The sequence below is a fragment of the Pseudoduganella sp. S-14 genome, assembly GCF_049913285.1.
Lineage (GTDB): Bacteria > Pseudomonadota > Gammaproteobacteria > Burkholderiales > Burkholderiaceae_D > Rugamonas.
The window spans coordinates 1,924,062-1,942,187 of sequence record NZ_CP183991.1 but is presented as its reverse complement, the minus strand read 5'-3'; the positions used below and the strand labels follow the sequence as shown (position 1 = coordinate 1,942,187).

At 63.9% G+C, this 18,126-nt stretch carries 13 protein-coding genes; all 13 read right to left on the bottom strand.

What is annotated here, in order from left to right:
- Positions 1–36: 36 nt before the first annotated feature.
- The 13 genes from ACN9MZ_RS08810 to ACN9MZ_RS08750 all read right to left on the bottom strand — a co-directional run bounded on the left by ACN9MZ_RS08810 (position 37) and on the right by ACN9MZ_RS08750 (position 18,125).
- Positions 37–1,584 carry a sugar ABC transporter ATP-binding protein gene (locus ACN9MZ_RS08810; RefSeq protein WP_426341798.1) on the bottom strand — a complete coding sequence of 516 codons (1,548 nt, stop codon included), beginning with the start codon at positions 1,582–1,584 and terminating at the stop codon, positions 37–39.
- Positions 1,584–2,546 carry an ABC transporter substrate-binding protein gene (locus ACN9MZ_RS08805; protein ID WP_426170053.1) on the bottom strand — a complete coding sequence of 321 codons (963 nt, stop codon included), beginning with the start codon at positions 2,544–2,546 and terminating at the stop codon, positions 1,584–1,586. The genes ACN9MZ_RS08810 and ACN9MZ_RS08805 overlap by 1 nt, the downstream gene beginning before the upstream one ends.
- An 89-nt stretch (positions 2,547–2,635) precedes the next feature.
- Positions 2,636–5,014: a beta-L-arabinofuranosidase domain-containing protein gene (locus ACN9MZ_RS08800; RefSeq protein ID WP_426341797.1), complete on the bottom strand. Its 2,379-nt coding sequence runs from the start codon at positions 5,012–5,014 to the stop codon at positions 2,636–2,638.
- Entirely contained in the window at positions 5,011–6,015 is a 1,005-nt protein-coding gene (locus ACN9MZ_RS08795) for an arabinan endo-1,5-alpha-L-arabinosidase (protein WP_426341796.1), read from the bottom strand. The genes ACN9MZ_RS08800 and ACN9MZ_RS08795 overlap by 4 nt, the downstream gene beginning before the upstream one ends.
- A gap of 1 nt (position 6,016) precedes the next feature.
- Entirely contained in the window at positions 6,017–7,564 is a 1,548-nt protein-coding gene (locus tag ACN9MZ_RS08790) for a glycoside hydrolase family 43 protein (protein WP_426341795.1), read from the bottom strand.
- Between the two features lies 1 nt (position 7,565).
- Positions 7,566–9,095: an alpha-N-arabinofuranosidase gene (locus ACN9MZ_RS08785; protein WP_426341794.1), complete on the bottom strand. Its 1,530-nt coding sequence runs from the start codon at positions 9,093–9,095 to the stop codon at positions 7,566–7,568.
- Between the two features lie 13 nt (positions 9,096–9,108).
- On the bottom strand, positions 9,109–10,989 hold the full coding sequence (locus ACN9MZ_RS08780; RefSeq protein ID WP_426341793.1) for a glycoside hydrolase family 97 catalytic domain-containing protein: 1,881 nt from the start codon (positions 10,987–10,989) through the stop codon (positions 9,109–9,111).
- A 12-nt stretch (positions 10,990–11,001) separates the two neighbouring features.
- On the bottom strand, positions 11,002–11,769 hold the full coding sequence (locus ACN9MZ_RS08775) for an SDR family NAD(P)-dependent oxidoreductase (protein ID WP_426341792.1): 768 nt from the start codon (positions 11,767–11,769) through the stop codon (positions 11,002–11,004).
- 28 nt (positions 11,770–11,797) lie between these two features.
- Positions 11,798–13,369, bottom strand: a complete 1,572-nt coding sequence (locus ACN9MZ_RS08770; RefSeq protein WP_426341791.1) for an aldehyde dehydrogenase (NADP(+)) — start codon at positions 13,367–13,369, stop codon at positions 11,798–11,800.
- A complete protein-coding gene (gene araD1, locus ACN9MZ_RS08765) occupies positions 13,366–14,358 on the bottom strand; it encodes an AraD1 family protein (protein ID WP_426341790.1) in 993 nt (330 codons plus the stop codon). The genes ACN9MZ_RS08770 and araD1 overlap by 4 nt, the downstream gene beginning before the upstream one ends.
- A 9-nt stretch (positions 14,359–14,367) precedes the next feature.
- Positions 14,368–16,107: an IlvD/Edd family dehydratase gene (locus ACN9MZ_RS08760; protein ID WP_426341789.1), complete on the bottom strand. Its 1,740-nt coding sequence runs from the start codon at positions 16,105–16,107 to the stop codon at positions 14,368–14,370.
- A gap of 86 nt (positions 16,108–16,193) precedes the next feature.
- A complete protein-coding gene (locus tag ACN9MZ_RS08755; protein ID WP_426341788.1) occupies positions 16,194–17,174 on the bottom strand; it encodes an aldose epimerase family protein in 981 nt (326 codons plus the stop codon).
- A gap of 6 nt (positions 17,175–17,180) precedes the next feature.
- On the bottom strand, positions 17,181–18,125 hold the full coding sequence (locus ACN9MZ_RS08750; RefSeq protein ID WP_426341787.1) for a glycoside hydrolase family 43 protein: 945 nt from the start codon (positions 18,123–18,125) through the stop codon (positions 17,181–17,183).
- Position 18,126 lies beyond the last annotated feature (1 nt).

The window sequence follows — 18,126 nt, the reverse complement described above, 5'->3', positions numbered from 1 at the left end:
AGGCCGGCGCAGCAGCCAGGTGGGCGGTATTCTGCGTCATGCTGCCTCCCCTGCAATGGCATGCAGCACGGTGGTCTCATCGAGCTCGCCGCGCTGGTATTCGCCGCATGCTGCGCGGTCGCGCATGACGATCATGCGGTCGCTGCAGCGAAGTACTTCCGGTAGCTCGGACGAGATAAACAGCAGCGACATGCCGCGCTTGCACAGCGTTGTTACATAATCCATGATTTCCTGCTTGGCGCGCACGTCGATGCCGCGCGTAGGTTCGTCCAGGATCATCAAGCGCGGATCGGTGGCCAGCCAGCGCGCCAGCAGCACCTTCTGCTGGTTGCCGCCGGATAGCGCGCCGATCGGCGTTTCGATGCTGGCAGTCTTGATGCCGAGCGACTTGACATATTCTTCCGCCAGTTCGCGCTGGCGTTGCATCGGGATGGCGCGCAGCATTCCCTGGCGGGCCTGCATCGCAAGCACCAGGTTTTCGCGCACGGAGAGCGACAGGATCGCGCCTTCCAGCTTGCGGTCTTCCGAGCAGAAGCCAATGCCGGCGGCAATCGCCTGGCGCGGGTTGGCAAACGTGCCGTAGGCCTTGTCGCCGATGGCTATATCGCCTTTGTCGGCGCGGTCGGCGCCGAACAGCAGACGCGCCAGCTCGGTACGTCCGGCACCCAGCAAGCCTGCCAGGCCAAGCACTTCGCCTTCGCGCACCTGCATGTCCATCGGCTGCAGCACGCCTTTGCGGCCCAGGCCGCGCGTCTCGAGGACAACGCGTGCCGCAGCGGCTTGCTGTATGCGGCCGGCAGGTTCCGCCACTGTGCCGGTGCTTGCGGCCGGGTCGGCAGCATCCGCCGGCTTGCCGATCATCTTGTTCACCAGGGCCAGCCGCGGCAGGTCGGCTGCGGCATATTCCCCTTCGCGTTCGCCGTTGCGCATCACAGTGATGCGGTCGGAAATCGCGTAGGTCTGGTCCAGGAAGTGGGTCACGAACAGGATCGCCATGCCCTGTTCGCGCAACCGGCGCAGCACGCGGAACAGCAACTGCACCTCCGCCTCGTCGAGGCTGGAGGTAGGCTCGTCGAGCACCAGCACGCGCGAGGAAATGTTCAAGGCGCGGGAGATCGCCACCATCTGCTGGATCGCCAGGGGATAGCGCGACAAAGGCGCCGTCACGTCGATATCGATCTCCAGCTCATGCAGCAAGGTTGCCGCGCGCGTCCGCATTCCCTTCCAGTCCACCATGCCCCACTTGCGCGGATAGCGGCCGATGAAGATGTTCTCGGCCACCGACAGGTTCGGGCACAGGTTCACTTCCTGGTATACCGTGGAAATGCCCAGCTCCTGCGCTTCCAGCGTCGAGCGCGGATGGATAGCACGGCCTTCAAGCGTGATGCTGCCCTGGTCCGGCGCATGCACGCCGGTGAGCACCTTGATCAGGGTCGACTTGCCCGCCCCATTCTGCCCCATCAGCGTATGCACTTCGCCAGGGTAGAGCCGCAGCCCCGCCTCGCTCAGCGCCTTCACGCCCGGGAAGGCCTTATGGATGCCGGATAGTTCCAGCACCGGGCCCGCCGCTGCGGTGGCCATCATCAGTATTTCCGGTTAGGGAGTTCTTTAGCTGCCACTTCCGCCGGGAACACGCGTTCCTCGGTCACGATGCGCGGCGCCACAGGCTTGCCGGCGACCACATCCTGCGCCGCCTTCATCAGTTGCGGGCCAAGCAGCGGGCTGCATTCGACCGACACGTTCAGCTTACCGGCGATCATGGCCTGGAACGCGCCCTTCACACCGTCGATGGAAACGATGATGATGTCCTTGCCCGGTTTCAGGCCCGCTTCTTCAATGGCCTGGATGGCGCCGATCGCCATGTCGTCGTTGTGCGCGTACAGCACGTTGATGTCCTTGCCGTGGGCTTTCAGGAAGGCTTCCATCACCTCCTTGCCCTTGGCGCGGGTGAATTCACCGGTCTGGGTGCGGATCACCTTCAGCTTGGCGTTGCCCTTGATGGCTTCTTCAAAGCCGGCCTTGCGGTCCAGCGCCGGCGCCGAACCCACGGTGCCCTGCAGCTCCACCACATTCAGCACCGGCTTGCTCTGCTTGGCCGCATAGTCCACCAGCCATTTGCCGGCGCGGCGGCCCTCTTCCACGAAATCGGAGCCGATCAGGGTGACGTACAGGGACTTGTCCGCCACTTTTACCGCGCGGTCGGTCAGGATGACCGGAATCTTGGCTGCCTTGGCTTCGCGCAGCACGGTTTCCCAGCCGGTTTCCACGACCGGCGAGAACGCGATCACGTCCACGCGCTGGGCGATGAAGGAACGGATCGCCTTGACCTGGTTTTCCTGCTTCTGCTGGGCGTCGGCGAACTTAAGGGTGATGCCGGCCTGCTTGGCGGCATCCTTGATGGAGGCTGTATTGGCCGTGCGCCATTCACTTTCGGCGCCAACCTGTGAAAAGCCCATTACCAGCGGCTTGGCTGCGAACACGCTGCCCGAAGCAGCAAAGGCGAGGGCGAACGCGCCGCCGAGGATAGTCCTGCGGGTGACTTTCATGCCGGTCTCCAAAATTATAGTAGATCAATATTAGGAGAATCCGCCATGCCGATCTAATTCATTTTTTCGCAGGATCCATATCATTTTTATTATCTCAGCAGGCGCAGGCCATACAAGCCGCCAGCCATCGAGCCGGGATGGGCGACAAACTTCACTTCCAGCTTTCCATCGCGCGCGGCGCCGGCCGGCACCGGCAGGTCCAGTGAATAGAACGCATCGCCTTTGCGCTCAATGGTGACCTGCTGCAGCAGCCGGCCGTTCAGCAGCACGTCGAACTCGCGGCCAGCGTCGCCGGATGCAAAGGTCAGGCGCAGCACGCGGCCCGCGCCTTCACGGTCTTTCAACTCGTAGCTGAACCATCCGCTGGCATGGCGCCAGTGGCGGGTGCCGTTCAGGCCCGCGTCCGCCCCCTCGCCCTTGAAGGAATGATCCGACTCGGGCTGCTGCTCGCCGGGCGCCACCTGGTCGACAGTCCTTGCGTCGAGCGCTAGCCGCTCAGCCTCGGCGGCCGCCGCTTTCGTGCGCATCGCCGCCAGGCCGGCCGGCGTGGTTTCCTGCCAATAGATCATGTAGCGCGAATCGTGCAGGCGGAAGAACGGAATGAAGCGCAGCGCGCTTGCGCCCTGCCCTTGCACCAGGCCCGGCGCAGTAAATGTCAGGGGCTGCCCTGGTACAGGCTTGAACTTGTCGAGGAAATCCTTGCGGTCGCTGACGAATACCGGCGCCGCTTCCTGCGGGCAGACCTGGCCTTGCGCAATATGGCCCATGCGCGAGTCGTCGGCCATGAAATTCAATTGCTCGCCGGGGAACGGCGATGTCTTCGCCGCCAGCACGATCGGGCCATGCAGCACGGCGTAGTAGTTCGACTTGTCGGGCATCTGCTCAAGCGCGGTGCGCATCGGTAGCCGCACGTCGACAGTGTCGCCTTTTCGCCACGTCCGGGCCAGTTCCACATAGCCGCCAGGTGAACCATGCACGGCCACCGGCTTGCCGTTGACGCGCATGGCCAATGCTCCTCTCGCCACCCAGCCTGGATAGCGGATCTTCATGGTGAACTTGCCACCGCTGTCGATGGACAGCCGGGTGCTGGCCTGGTCCGGGAATTGATTGGACTGGGTCAGCACGACGCCTTTCTCCCGCCATTCGAGCCGCGAGGGGATGAACAGGTTGACCAGCAAGGCATCGCCGTCGCGGGCGTAGATGAACTCACCGTACTTGGCGTGGCTCTCGATACCGGAGCCGACGCAGCACCACATGCCTTTGTCCACTTCCGAATAGACGCGGTAGTGATTGGGGCGCATCGGCGTGAAGTACACAAAGCCGCCGCTCTCCGGGCGCTGGGAGGACAGGATATGGTTGTACAGAGCACGCTCGTAATAATCGCCATACGCCGCGTTCGGGTCGCGCTGGTACAGCAGCTCGGTGAGCTTGAGCATATTGTAGGTGTTGCAGGTTTCCGGTCCTTCTACCTCGCTGCTCATCGAGGAAAAGTCCTTATCGTCGTGGAAGTGCTCCTTGACGCTGTTGCCGCCGATGGCGACGGTACGGCGGTCGTGCACGGTCCGCCAGAAGAAGCTGGCGGCGTTGTGCCATTGCTGCTCGCCGGTCAGTTCGGCAATGCGTTCGAAGCCGATCACTTTCGGGATCTGGGTATTGGCATGCAGGCCGGTCAGCTCGTCGCGGCCCTCCGCCAGCGGCTGCAGGATGGCCTGGTGAGAGAAGCGCCTGGCGGCAGCGAGATAGCGCTGGTCGCCGGTCAATTGGTAGACGTCCGCCAGCACCTCGTTCATGCCGCCATGCTCCGCGCGCAGCATCGACTGCATCTGCCCGTCGCTCAGGGAGCCGGTCATCGCGACCGTCCAGTCGGCAAACCTGACCAGCATCTGCCGCGCATCTTCGTTGCCGGCATGACGCCAGGCGTCGCGCAGGCCAGCGGCGATCTTGTGCAGGTTATACCAGGGCACCCATTTTCCATTGACCGAAAAGTTGTCGGCATGGAGCTTGCCGTTGGCGATATCGTTCCAGGCCGCGCGGCCGCCGGGAATGCCGCCAAGATAGCCGTCCGGCGCTTGCGCTTTCTTCAGCTCCTGTACGAAGTAGTCGAGGCGTTCGCGCACGGTGCCGTCGCCGGTAGCGGCCCACATCAGAGACAGCGCAGAGAGGTAATGCCCGCCCATGTGGCCATCGAGGCCGCTGGATTCCCAGTTGCCGTAGGATGGTTTTGGCAGCGGCAGGCCGGCCTCGCGGCGGAACGGCGCCAGCAGCCGGTCTGCGTCGAGCGCCAGCAGGTAGCGCCGGTTGGTTTCCTGGGCCTGCAGGAAAGGGCTTGGCAGGAGGCGGACGTCCTGCAGGGGGAATAGTTCGGCGGCGCTCGCAGCACCCGGCACAAATGCCGCTGCACTTGCGCCAGCCGAGAGCAGCACAGCAAGACCGCGCTGCAGTGCCCGGGCCAACTTTGGCGCGATCATTTCTGGACGCTCTGGTAATGGTCCAGGTCGGCGGTATCGACCACAGGCCAGCCAGCGCGATCCCAGCGCATTTCCATCACCTTCAGCTTTTGCAGGTATTTGTCTTTCGTTTCGTAGGCGTGAAGCACCATCACATCCATGCCGTCGAAGGTATAGGCGCTGTTGTGACCAAGGGCCTTCCAGTCAGCGTTGCCTTGCACGACCAACGAACCGCCGCCAAGCAGCATATCCTTGCCATCCTTGTCGAGATAAGGCCCGGTGACCGCACGCGAACGGCCGACGACAACGTGGTAAGTGCTCTTCTCTTTCTGGCAGCACAGGCCCCACGAAACAAACAGGTAGTACCAGCCGTTCTTGCGGAAGATGAAGGGCGCCTCGATTTCCGCCGGACCGCCGCTGTCATCCTTCACGAAAGCCGGACGCTCGCGGGCGGCGATGGTGCTCCAGACCTGCGGTTCGGCCGGGCGCGTCCATGCTTCATTCAGCTTGACCAGCTTGATGCCGCCCCAGAACGAGCCGAAGGCCATCCAGCCGGTCCCCTTGTCGTCTTCGATGACATTGGAATCGATCGCGTTCCAGATATCGCGTCCCGGCACCGATTGCACGACGATGCCCTGGTCTTCCCATTTATAGTCGGGAGAGCGCGGGTCGAGCGTCTTGTTCGCCGTCACGCCGATGGCCGAGGTGTTCTTGCCGAAAGCCGAAACGGAGTAGTACAGCAGGTACTTGCCATTGTGATGCTGGATGTCCGGCGCCCAGACATGGTCATCGAAGCCCGGCGCTGCCTTGGCGGCGGCCGGTGGATGGCCCGCGAAGATGCGGCCTTCCGGCTGCCAGTTCAGCATGTCCTTCGAGCTGTAGAAGGTAATTCCAGGCCCGGTCGAGTACAGGTAATAGGTATCACCCTGCTTCGCCATGACCGGATCATGCACGCTCACCTGCGCAGCCATCGCCGCCTGCGCCAGCATGAGGGCCGCGCCAAACATCCATTTCATCGTCATCTCAAGCTCCCGTTCTCGCGCCCCACAGCGATACGCCTGCCTTCGACTGCACCGTAAAGGTCACCTCAAAGGCGCCGGCGTTGGTATTCCACTGCCGCGACAAGATCCCATTGTAGGCTGTACCGTCGGCCAGCACGATGCCGACCTGGTTTGCTCCCTGGTGCGTCCAGGTGCCTGCCAGCGCGCCGCTGACGGCGCCGCCGGCGGCCAGGGTCACGACCTGCGATGGCTTGATGGTTGCCGAAATGTCCTTGCCATGGTTGATCACCTTGTACGTGCCCGCTGCATCAGCCGCAGTAACGTCTGCCGACAGCGTGGTGGCATTCTTCGACAGCGGAACATAGCGGAATGGCGCCACCACCGGCCAGCCGTCGGCGTTGATGAACATTTCGTGCACGCGTACCTCATGCACCTCGCCCTGGCCCGGGAAGCGGGTATGGAACACCAGGAAGTACTTGCCGGCCGCCCCATCGTAGTATGCCGAGTTGTGGCCCGGCGATACGTAGCCGAGCGCCGTGCCGCTTTCGCCTGCCGCCAGCGCAAACTGGTGGCTGCCCATCAGCTTCTGCCCGTGCGGTGCGATGCTGGCGTCGTCAAACAGAGGCAACGCCGGGTTGGCTTTGACGGTCGCCATGTCGGTGCCCGCTGCATCCACATAAGGGCCGTCCGGGTTCAGCGAACGGGCAACGCGGATGTTGTAGCCACCATTTGCATCGAGCCCGCCAAACGATGCGAACAGGTAGTAGTACTTGCTGTCCGGGCTGTACAGGATGTAGGCGCCCTCGATGCGCGCGTGATTGCCGCCCATCAGGTGCTTGCCGTAGCCCTGGCCGGGCTTCTGCAGCCCGGTCGCCGGGTCCATCTCCATGATGAAGATGCCACCGGAGTAGGAGCCGTACACCATCCACAGCTTGCCGCCGTTGTCGCGGAAGACGTTAGGGTCCACCACGTTGGGATGCTTCGTGGCGTCGTAGATGGTGCCGTCGGGACTGACTTCGCCCCACATGCCGGACTTCAGCAGCAGTTGCTTGTTGACGTAAGGGCCGTCCACCTTGTCCGCCACCGCCACGCCGAGGGCGGAGCGCGGCGAGTCGCCCTTGCAGGCGCAGTAGTACATGTAGAACTTGCCGTCATCGAGCTTGGCCACGTCCGGCGCCCACAGCGTGTCGGACTGGGCCCAGGTCAGCGCTTCCGTCAGCGCCACGGTAACGTTGTTGAATAGCGGATTGCCGGCGTTGACGCCGTCGGCAATCTTCGCCCAGTTCATCCAGTCGGTGGTTTTTGCGGCCGCCAGGTGGGAACCGAATACGTAATAGGTGTCGCCCGACTTGATCACCGAAGGGTCATGTACCGATACGTTGGTGAAGGAGACCGTCGTCACCGATGGCGTAGTCGGCGGCACTGGCGACGCCGCGGGCGGCGCCGACGCCGGCGCCACGGCAGTGGACGAGCCACCGCCGCCGCCACCGCAGCCGCCCAGGCCCGCCAGGGCGACACCGGCCGCCGCCGAGCGCAGGAACGCCCGGCGTCGTACGGAGATGTTTTCCATCTTAGTCTCCGACGGCCACGACGACGACCGACTTGGCCGGCATCTTCACGGTCAGCTTGCCGCCGCCGGACTGCACGGCGATCGGCGCCGGCTTCACGGCGTCCGGCTTGGCGAAGGTGTTGTGCGCGTCCATCGCGTTGGCGGTCAGCACGCGTGCGCTGGCCTTGCCTGTTCCCAGGCCGTCGATATTCACTTCTTCGGCTTCGCCAGGATTGGTGTTTACCAGCGCCACGTAGATCTTGCCGTCCTTGCCGCGTGCGGCGGAAGCGCTGACCTGCGGGATGCTCTTGTCGCCGGAGCTGTACTTGCGGTTGCCCTCCAGCGACAGCGGCAGGGTGGTAGCGCCCTGGAACGGCACGTACATTTCGTAGGCGTGGTAAGTCGGCGTCAGCAGCATCTTCTCGTTGTCGGTCAGGACCATCGCCTGCAGCACGTTGACCATCTGCGCGATATTGGTCATGCGCACGCGGTCGGCGTGTTCATGGAAGATGTTGAAGTTCAGCGCCGCCACTACCGCATCGCGCAGGGTGTTCTGCTGGTACAGGAAGCCGGCGTTGGTGCCCTTCTCCACGTCGTACCAGGTACCCCATTCGTCGACATAGAAGCCCAGTTTCTTCTCCGGGTCGTTCTTGTCCAGCACCTTCACGTTGTTGCGGATATGGTCTTCCATGCGCATGGTGGCATGCAGTGTCGAGAACCATTCATTGCCAGGGAAGCCGGTGGCTGCGCCCTTCACTTCCCACTTGCCGGTAGGGATCGTGTAGTAGTGGAAGCTGATGCCGTCCGTCATATTCTTGGCGGACTTGCTCAGTTCTTCGGTCCAGCTGGTGTCATTGTCATTGCCGCCGCTGGCGACCATTTTCGGACGCGCACCGGCCGGGGTCTTGAGGAAGGTGACGCTCTGGCGATACAGGTTGGTGTAGTACTCCGGCTTCATATTGCCGCCGCAGCCCCATGCTTCGTTACCGACCGCGAAATAGGCCACCTTGAACGGCTTGTCGCGGCCATTCTTGCGGCGCAGTTCAGGCAGGGTGGACTTGTTATCGGAGGTCATGTATTCCAGCCATTCCGCCATTTCCTGCGGCGAGCCGGTACCCAGGTTGCCGTTCACGTAGGCGTCCGCCCCCAGTTGCTCGACCAGGTCGAAGAATTCATGAGTGCCGACCGCGTTGTTCTCGTCCACGCCGCCCCAGGTGGTGTTGATCTTGACCGGACGCTTGTTGCGCGGGCCGATGCCTTCGCGCCAGTGGTATTCGTCGGCAAAGCAGCCGCCCGGCCAACGGACCAGCGGCACGTGCAGTTTTTTCAAAGCGCCGATCACGTCATTGCGCCAGCCGCGCGTATTCGGGATCTTAGATTGCGGGCCGACCCACATGCCGCCGTAGATGCCGGTGCCAAGGTGCTCGGCGAACTGGCCGTAGACGTCCTTGTTGATCACAGGACCGGGTTTGGCGGTGTCGATCTTTACGGTGGTGGCAGCTTGCGCCAGGCCTGCAGTGAGCATGGCCAGCGCGATCATCGTCTTCTTCATAGCATCTCCTAGTTTATTGTTTGAATACCGCAACGAAGCCGCCGTGTGGCTGCATCGTGATCTTCTGCTTGCCGGCGGCAACCACCCGCTGGCTGAATTCGCGCTCGCCGGCGCCATCGGTGATCAGCGTGCCTTGCGCGCCGAGGTCCACCGAGACTTCCTGCGCGCTGTCCTGCGCATTGAAACCTGCCACATACCAGGTCTCGCCGGCGCGCCGCGCCAGCACCACGTAGCGCGCCGGCACGCCGTCGACGAAGCGCACGTCGTCCCAGCTGCGCGGCAGCTCGCGCAGAAGGTCCTGCACATAGGCCGGCGCAGTTGCCATGCCGTCCGGGGTTTCGGCGAAATGCTGGATGCCGGAAGTGAACAGCACCGCTTCCGCCAGCTCGAAACCGTTGCGCGTGGCGCGCTTGATCTTTGGGATATCGCCGAAAGCCATGGGAGTGAAGTCCATCGGATCGAACAGGTTGCGGGCGAAAGGCAGCATGGCTGCATGCTTGACCACCTTGTCCTGGCCGTCCTGCTCAAAGGTGGAGAACTCGAAGCCGCGCACCGCCTCCGCCGTCATCAGGTTGGGGTAGGTGCGGCTCCAGCCGCGCGGCAGCGTGGCGCCGTGGAAGTTCACCAAGAGGCCGGCCTCCGCCGCGTCCTTCAGGATGTCGACGTAATAGGCGATGAAGGACTGGCCATCGCCGCCGAAGAAGTCAATCTTCACGCCCTTGATGCCCATGTCGCGCAAACGCGCGAATTCGGCGCGGCGTGCTTCGCGGGTCAGCAGCTTGCCCTTGGGTGAATACTCGGTCTTGTTCCAGCTGCCGGAGGAGTTGTACCAGGCCAGCAGGCCGACGCCCTTCCCTGCCGCGTACTGGGCCAGCTCGCGCATCTTGTCGTAGCCGATCTTGCGGTCCCAGTCAGCGTCGACCAGGGTGTAATCCCACTTCATCTGGTCCGCATAGTCGATGAACTTCTTCTGCACATCGAACACAGTGGCATCGTCTTTCAGGATGGCCCAGCTCCACGAGGCGTGTCCCGGCTGCACCAGGGCTGCGTCGAATTGGATCGCCGGCGCGGCCAGGTCGGTGCCCAGCGTCGACTGCATGAGCGTGGCCAGTGGCCCCAGGGCCAGCACGCGCCATGGCGAGACCGCACCGCTGCCCATCAGGGCGCCGCCGGGGAACACCTCCGGTGCACTCGGACCGCCAATGCGGTATTCGCCGCCGGGCGAGTTGTCCTGCAGGCGCGAGGCGTGCCAGCTGCCGTCCATGCCGGCTTCGGTCAGGGCGACCCAGTTGTCGCCGCTGCGGAACAGCGCCGGGAAGACCCAGCCCGATGGCAGCGGCGATGCAGTGCCGACCGGGATGTCTGCCTGGTAGTACTCTTCGTAGGAAGGATTGGTGTTGGCCCAACCGGTCTGGGCCACCGACATCGGTTGCAGCCACGCGCGCGCGGTGCCAGGGAAGGCGAAACTGGTGGCCTCGCTGCGCACCGCGCCGCCGGCGGTCTCGTAGCGGAAAGCCACGCCGTCGTTGGAAACGCGGAACACGATGTCGAGCTTGCGCCCCTGCCTGTCGCGCAGGGCAAAGCGGCGCTCGTTGGCTTCGTAATGGTTGTTGCGGCGCTTGCCGGTGGCGAGCGTGTAGTCTTCGGAAATGCGCTGCACTGCGCCGGCGGAGGCCAGGCGCAGGCTGCGCGTCAGGTCGGCTGATTGCAGCTGCAGGCCAAGGCGGGAAGCCAGCAGCACCGGCTGGCCGGCGCGCGTGACCGCATAGGTCGGCTCGCCGCGCGGCGACAGTTCGAACTGCACCTTGACCTGCCTGTCAGGGCTGGCGATGTCGTGCGCGAAGGCCCACGACTGGACTGCCACCAGCAACGCCGGAAGGGCGAGCTTGATCATGGCGTTCTCCTGTTAAACCCAGCCTGCGTCGACGATAAAGTCCTGCGCCGTGCACATGGCGCTGTCATCGGCGCCCAGGAACAGACACATGGCAGCGATGTGTTCCGGCAGCAGCTTGCCCGGCAGGCACTGGCTGCGGGCGATCTCTTCTTCCGCCGCTGCGTCGACCCACAAGTCCACCTGGCGCTGGGTCATGACCCAGCCAGGCGTGACCGTGTTGACGCGCACATTGTGCTTGCCCAGGTCGCGCGCCATGCCGCGGGTCAGCCCGTGGGTTGCGGCCTTGGCGGTAGCGTACACGGGATAACCGGCACCCTTGGCGATCCAGGAGATCGAGCCGATGTTGATGATGGAGCCGCCGCCCTTGGCCTTCATGCCCGGCAGGACTGCCTGGCAGGTGAAGAAAAGGGGGCGCTGGTTGATGGCGATGCGCTGGTCCCAGTATTCCGGGGTCACATCTTCGACACTATGACGCTGGTCGTTCGCCGCATTGTTCACCAGCACATCGAAATCACCAAGCTCCGCCGCAAACTCCTTGATCGTGCGCTGCAGCGCCGCGATGTCGGTGATGTCGCAGGCGCGGAACTGCGGACGCTCGGCGCCGCTGGCGGCAACGGCGTTGCACAGCGCTTCGCTGGCCTCTTTCGCAATGTCGACGAACGCCACGCGGGCGCCCTGTCTTGCAAAGGCCGCGACGATGCTGGCGCCGATGCCGGTGCCACCGCCGGTGACAAATACCCGCTTGCCCTGAAGGCTCGGGTAGTTTGCTGCTTGTGTCATGGTGTCTCCATATTTTATTGCTGTTTTTTTAGTGCTGGCCGAGGACGCCATCGCGGCGCCGCCAGGTATTGCCCGGATTCCCATCCTGCAGCACCGGCGGCAGCAGCGAAGCCGGCAAGTCCTGGTAACACACGGCGCGCAGGAAGCGGTAGATTGCCGCGGTGCCGACCGAGGTGCTGCGGCCGTCCGAAGTGGACGGGAACGGGCCGCCGTGCACCATGGCGCTGGTGACTTCCACGCCGGTCGGATAACCATTGGCCAGGATGCGGCCGGCCTTGCGCTCCAGCACCGGCAGCAGCTTGCGTGCAGTCGCGGCGTCGCCGTCCGCCATTTGCAGGGTAGCGGTCAGCTGGCCTTCCAGGTGCTCCGCCACGGCGATCATCTCATCGATGTCGCGGCAGGCGATCACCAGCGAAGCCGGGCCGAATACTTCGTCCGACAGCGCGTGCTGCGACAGGAAGGCTTGCGCGGTGGTGCGGAACAGCGCGGCGCCACCCTTGCAGCCACCGTGGGGGGTAGCGGTAACGGTTGCCACATCGGCATGCGAGGCCAAGGCCTGCACGCCACGCTGGTAGGCGCCAGCGATGCCGGCGCTCAGCATGGTTGCGGGTGCAACGCCGCCCAGTGCTTGCGCGGCGCTGGCGCAGAAGCGCTCCAGGCCCGGGCCTTCAATGCCCAGCACCAGGCCGGGATTGGTGCAGAACTGGCCGACACCCAGCGTCAGCGATGCAGCGAAGCCGGCAGCGACGCTGTCCGGGCGCCCTGCCAGGGCTTCCGGCAGCAGGAATACCGGGTTGATGCTGCTCATTTCGGCGTATACGGGGATCGGCTGCTTGCGCGCTGCGGCGGTGGCCATCAGTGCAGTGCCACCGCTGCGGGAGCCGGTGAAACCGACCGCCTGGATCGCAGGATGCGCCACCAGGGTCTGGCCGATGTGGCTTCCGCTGCCGGTCAGCAGGGCGAACACGCCCGCCGGCAGGCCGCATTGGGCCACGGCGGCCACCACGGCGCGCGCCACCAGTTCGGAAGTGCCAGGGTGGGCGGAGTGTGCTTTCACCACTACCGGGCAGCCGGCTGCCAGCGCGGAAGCGGTATCGCCGCCGGCGACAGAGAACGCCAGCGGGAAGTTGGAAGCGCCGAAGACGGCTACCGGGCCAACGCCGATCAGGCGGTAGCGCAGGTCGGCGCGCGGCGGCGTGCGGGTCGGCAGGGCGACGTCGATGCGTGGATCGCACCACGAGCCTTCGCGCAACAGCGCGGAAAACATCTTGAGCTGGTTACAGGTGCGGGCGCGCTCCCCTTCCAGGCGGGCCTGCGGCAGGCCGGTTTCGGCCATGGCGCGCTCGATGAGTTCTGCTCCGAGGTCGAGGATGTTGCGTGCAATCGCGTCCAGCAGTTCCGCGCGCGCGGCATCGCTGGTGGCGCGGAAAGTGTCGAATGCGGCGCCGGCCAGGCGGCAGGCGTCATTTACCTGCTCGACGCTGACCGCGTTGAATTCTTCGCCGAACTGCTGCTCCAGGCCTGGATTGAAGGCGCGCTGTGCGACGCCCTCCCCGCGCACGGCAACGCCGCCAATGAGTGCTTCACCAGTGATGGTCATAGTTGGTTCACTTTCTTGTAGCGGGATTCCTGGACGCGCAGCGGATTGCGCAGCGTAGGGCCAAATGCCGGTGCTTCGACTTCAAAGGTCTCGCCTGGCTGCACGGCGACGCCATCGGCGAAGCTCAGCGTGGCGGTGCCGAAGAAGTGGATATGCACGTCGCCCGGACGGCAGAACAGGCCATATTTGAAGTGGTGATATTCCAGGTTGGCGATGGTGTGCGACATATTCTGTTCGCCGCTGACGAAGGCCTTCTGCCAGCGCACCGCGCCATCCTTGCCGACGATGCGCGAGGCGCCGTCGATATGCTGCGGCAGTTCGCCCACGCGCAGCGCCGGGCCCAGGCCGCAGTTGCGCAGCTTGGAGTGCGCCAGGTAGAGGTAGTTCTGGCGTTCGGTCACGTGGTCGGAGAACTCGTTGCCGATGGCAAAACCGAGGCGGTATGGCTGGCCGTCTTCGCCGATCACGTACAGGCCGGCGATTTCAGGCTCTTCGCCGCCATCCAGCGAGAACTCGGGCATGGTCAGCGCCTGGCCGGTGGCGGCAACGATCGAGCCGTCGCCCTTGTAGAACCATTCCGGCTGCACGCCACGCTGGCCTTCGGCCGGCTTGCCGCCTTCCACGCCGAGGCGGAACATCTTCATGGAATCGCTCAGCGACTCGACGTCGCCGCCGATCTTGCGGTGCATGGCGTCGCGCGCATCGGCGCTGCCGAGGTGGGTCAGGCCGGTGCCGGTGACGTAGCAATGGGCCGGGTCGGCGTGGTCCAGCGGCGGCAGGATGCGGCCGGCGGACGCCACGGCTTCGTAGCTTTCGGTACTGGTGCCGATGGCAGCCTGCGCAACGGCGGCCAGCCCCTTGCCGCTGCCGATGGCGCGCTGCGCCAGTTCATAAGTGGTGGACACGCCGTCCAGCACGCGCAGCACGTCGCCGTCCAGCGAGGCTACGCGGCGCGAGCCGGCTTCATTGGTGAATTGTACGAGCAGCATGGGTTCTCCTTAGTGCGAGTGGCGCGGCACGGCCGAACCGCGGCAGCCAACCAGGAAGTCGAAGTCGCAGCCTTCGTCGGCCTGCAACACGTGGTCGATATACAGCTGCTGGTAGCCGGACTTCGGCGGCTCCTGCTGCGCGGCGCGCTCGGCGAGGCGGGCCTTCATTTCCTCGTCGCTGATTTCGAGCTGCAGCTTGTTGTTGGCGCAATCGAGCTCGATCCAGTCGCCATCCTTCACGGCGCCGAGCGGGCCGCCAGCCATGGCTTCCGGGGCCACGTGCAGCACCACGGTGCCGTAAGCGGTGCCGCTCATGCGTGCGTCGGAAATGCGGACCATGTCCTTGATGCCCTTGGCCAGCAGCTTCGGCGGCAGGCCCATATTGCCCACTTCCGCCATGCCCGGATAGCCTTTCGGGCCGCAGTTCTTCATCACCAGGATCGAGTTCTCGTCGACATCCAGGTCCGGATCGATGATGCGTTCCTTGTAGTGGTCGAAGTTCTCGAACACCACGGCCTTGCCGCGATGCTGCATCAGGTGCGGCGAAGCGGCGGAAGGCTTCAGCACCGCGCCGCGTGGCGCCAGGTTGCCGCGCAGGATGCAGATGCCGCCATCGGCGATCAGAGGGTTGTCGATCTTGCGGATCACTTCATCGTTGTAGATCGGCGCTTCGGAGCAGTTCTCGCCGATGGTCTTGCCGTTGACGGTCAGCGCGTCCGGGTGCGGCAGCAGGTTCGCTTCACCCATGCGGCGGATCACCCCCGGCAGGCCGCCGGCGTAGTAGAACTCTTCCATCAGGTAGCGGCCGGAAGGCATCAGGTCGACGATGGTCGGCATGCCTTTGCCAACCTTGGTCCAGTCTTCCAGCTCCAGCGGCACGCCGATGCGGCCGGCGATGGCTTTCAGGTGGATCACGGCGTTGGTCGAACCGCCGATGGCGGCGTTGACGCGGATCGCGTTCTCGAAGTTTTCGCGCTTCAGCACTTTGGACAGGCGCAGGTCCTCCCACACCATTTCCACGATGCGGATGCCGGACATATGCGCCAGCACGTAGCGGCGCGCGTCGACGGCAGGAATAGCGGCATTGTGCGGCAGCGAGGTGCCCAGCGATTCGGCCATGCAGGCCATGGTGGACGCGGTGCCCATGGTGTTGCAGGTACCGGCGGAACGCGACATGCCCGCTTCGGCCGACATGAACTGGTGCATGGTGATTTCGCCGGCCTTGACCTGCTCGTGCAGTTGCCAGACGGCGGTGCCGGAGCCGATGTCCTTGCCGTTCAGTTTACCGTTCAGCATCGGGCCGCCGGTCACGACGATGGTCGGCAGGTCGACCGAGGCCGCGCCCATCAGCAGCGCCGGGGTGGTCTTGTCGCAGCCCACCAGCAGCACCACGGCATCCATTGGATTGCCGCGGATGGATTCTTCCACGTCCATGCTGGCCAGGTTACGGGTCAGCATGGCGGTTGGGCGCAGGTTGGATTCGCCGTTGGAGAACACGGGGAATTCAACCGGGTAGCCGCCCGCTTCCAGGATGCCCTTCTTGACGTGCTCCGCGAGCTGGCGGAAGTGGGCGTTGCACGGGGTCAGTTCGGACCAGGTATTGCAGATGCCGATGATTGGCTTGCCGCGGAATTCGTGATCAGGAATGCCCTGGTTCTTCATCCAGCTCCGGTACATGAAGCCGTTTTTGTCCTGCGTCCCGAACCATTCGGCCGAGCGCAGTTTTATCGTTTTCTTTGTCTCTGACATGGATTCCTCCGCTTATTGATGGAGGAAATGTTACGGCTCAGAGCAATATATTTCTAATGACTTATTTGTTCCTACCAATATCAAAATCAGTATCGAGAAAAGCGGAAAGCCAGCGTGTTCCGATAGACATCTCCCGGGCGCAGGATCACACTGGGGAAATGCGGTTTGTTGGGCGCGTCAGGGAAGCACTGGGGCTCCAGGCAAAAGCCGCCGCGGTAGGGGAAGCCCAGCGAACCATCAAGGAAATTCCCGCTGTAGAACTGGATTCCGGGCTGGTGAGTGAGTACTTCCAACTGCCGCCCGGAACGCGGCTCGCGCACCCGCACCGCACAGCGCATGGCATCGGCCGGCGCCAGCGCAAAATTGTGGTCGTAGATGGCATCGCCGATGGCGCGCGGCTCGCGGAAATCGAAGGCCGTTCCCGCCACGGCAGCCAGTTCGCCTGTTGGTATCAAACCTTCGTCGACCGGCGTGTAATGCGGCGCATCGATCCACATTTCGTGATCGTTGATGGTGCCGCTGCCGGCCAGGTTGAAGTAAGCGTGATGGGTCAGGTTGACCGGGGTCGCACGGTCGGTCATGGCGCACAAGTCGACACTCAGCGCGCCATCGTCATCGAGCGTGTAAGTCGCCTGCACATCCAGGTTGCCGGGATAGCCCTGCTCCCCATCCGGGCTGCGGTAGCGCAGCACCAGGGCATCGCCCTCCACGACTGCATGCCATACGACCTTGTCGAAACCCTGTGCGCCGCCATGCAGGTGGTTGGCGCCATCGTTGACAACCAGTTGGTGTTCGAAGCCGTCCAGCGTGAAGCGGCCTTGCGCGATACGATTGCCGCAACGCCCGATCAGCGCGCCGAAGTAAGGCGAACGGCCGAAATACTCGGCAGCCGTGTCGAAACCCAGAGTGACATTGGCCAACCGGCCGTCACGATCCGGGACCAGGATGTGGGTGACGATCCCGCCGTAATTGGTGATCCTGACCTCCATGCCCTGGGCATTGGTCAGTGTGAACAGGGACAGCGGCGTGCCGTCCGGTGCGTGGCCGAATGGCGCGCTCTGGATCATGTGTGCTTACTCGATAACTGAGGGCCGTCCGAAGACGGGCATTCCCTGCGCATCCCAGCGCAGCGGTTTGACGAATGTATGGCGGTCCGGATTCCACAGCGGATCGCCGACAATTTCCGTGTACGTGCGGGCATGGTACACCAGCAGCACATTTCCGTCCGCGTCCACGGTAAAGCTGTTATGCCCAGGGCCGTAGATGCCGTGTTCGAAGCAGGTTTGCAGCACCGGCTGCTTCGACTTGGTCCAGGCGGCAGGGTCCAGCAGGTCGGCATCGGCATCGGCCCACAGCAGGCCCATGGCGTAATTCTCGTCGGTGGCGCTGGCGGAATAGCTGATGAACACCTTGCCGTTGCGCTGCAGGACGGACGGGCCTTCGTTGACCCAGAAGCCGCGGATCTCCCAGTCGAACTCCGGCTTGGTCAGCATCACCGGCTTGCCCTTGATCTGCCACGGCGTTTCCATCTCCGCGATGTACAGGTTGGAGTTGCCCTCGATTTCATTGTCCTTCTGCGCCCACAGGTAGTACAGCTTGCCCTTATGGGTGAAGGTGGTCGCATCCAGGCAGAAGGTGTCGATGCCGGAATCAACCTGGCCCATGAACTCCCACTCGCCTTCCAGCGGATTGGCGTTCTTGTTGCGGATCGCGTACATGCGGTGCTGGAACAGTTTGTACTTGATTTCGCGGCTCGGCGCGGCCGCGAAGTAGACATACCAGGCGCCGTGGTTGTAGTGCAGCTCGGGCGCCCAGACCAATTCGCTGTAGGCGCCGGTATCGGGCTTGTGCCACACGTCCACGGTCTGCGCATCGCGCAAGCCTTCGATGGTGGCGGCGCGGCGCAGCTCGATGCGGTCGTATTGCGGCACCGAGGCGGTGAAGTAGTAATAGCCGTCGCTGTGGCGAACGATATAGGGATCGGCGCGTTGCTCGATCAAGGGAGACAGTTTTTGCATG

Excerpts from the sequence above, each read along its gene's own strand:
- ACN9MZ_RS08810 (WP_426341798.1), bottom strand. The coding sequence starts at position 1,584 with ATGATGGCCACCGCAGCGGCGGGCCCGGTGCTGGAACTATCCGGCATC.
- ACN9MZ_RS08805 (WP_426170053.1), bottom strand. The coding sequence starts at position 2,546 with ATGAAAGTCACCCGCAGGACTATCCTCGGCGGCGCGTTCGCCCTCGCC.
- ACN9MZ_RS08800 (WP_426341797.1), bottom strand. The coding sequence starts at position 5,014 with ATGATCGCGCCAAAGTTGGCCCGGGCACTGCAGCGCGGTCTTGCTGTG.
- ACN9MZ_RS08795 (WP_426341796.1), bottom strand. The coding sequence starts at position 6,015 with ATGACGATGAAATGGATGTTTGGCGCGGCCCTCATGCTGGCGCAGGCG.
- ACN9MZ_RS08790 (WP_426341795.1), bottom strand. The coding sequence starts at position 7,564 with ATGGAAAACATCTCCGTACGACGCCGGGCGTTCCTGCGCTCGGCGGCG.
- ACN9MZ_RS08785 (WP_426341794.1), bottom strand. The coding sequence starts at position 9,095 with ATGAAGAAGACGATGATCGCGCTGGCCATGCTCACTGCAGGCCTGGCG.
- ACN9MZ_RS08780 (WP_426341793.1), bottom strand. The coding sequence starts at position 10,989 with ATGATCAAGCTCGCCCTTCCGGCGTTGCTGGTGGCAGTCCAGTCGTGG.
- ACN9MZ_RS08775 (WP_426341792.1), bottom strand. The coding sequence starts at position 11,769 with ATGACACAAGCAGCAAACTACCCGAGCCTTCAGGGCAAGCGGGTATTT.
- ACN9MZ_RS08770 (WP_426341791.1), bottom strand. The coding sequence starts at position 13,369 with ATGACCATCACTGGTGAAGCACTCATTGGCGGCGTTGCCGTGCGCGGG.
- araD1 (WP_426341790.1), bottom strand. The coding sequence starts at position 14,358 with ATGCTGCTCGTACAATTCACCAATGAAGCCGGCTCGCGCCGCGTAGCC.
- ACN9MZ_RS08760 (WP_426341789.1), bottom strand. The coding sequence starts at position 16,107 with ATGTCAGAGACAAAGAAAACGATAAAACTGCGCTCGGCCGAATGGTTC.
- ACN9MZ_RS08755 (WP_426341788.1), bottom strand. The coding sequence starts at position 17,174 with ATGATCCAGAGCGCGCCATTCGGCCACGCACCGGACGGCACGCCGCTG.
- ACN9MZ_RS08750 (WP_426341787.1), bottom strand. The coding sequence starts at position 18,125 with ATGCAAAAACTGTCTCCCTTGATCGAGCAACGCGCCGATCCCTATATC.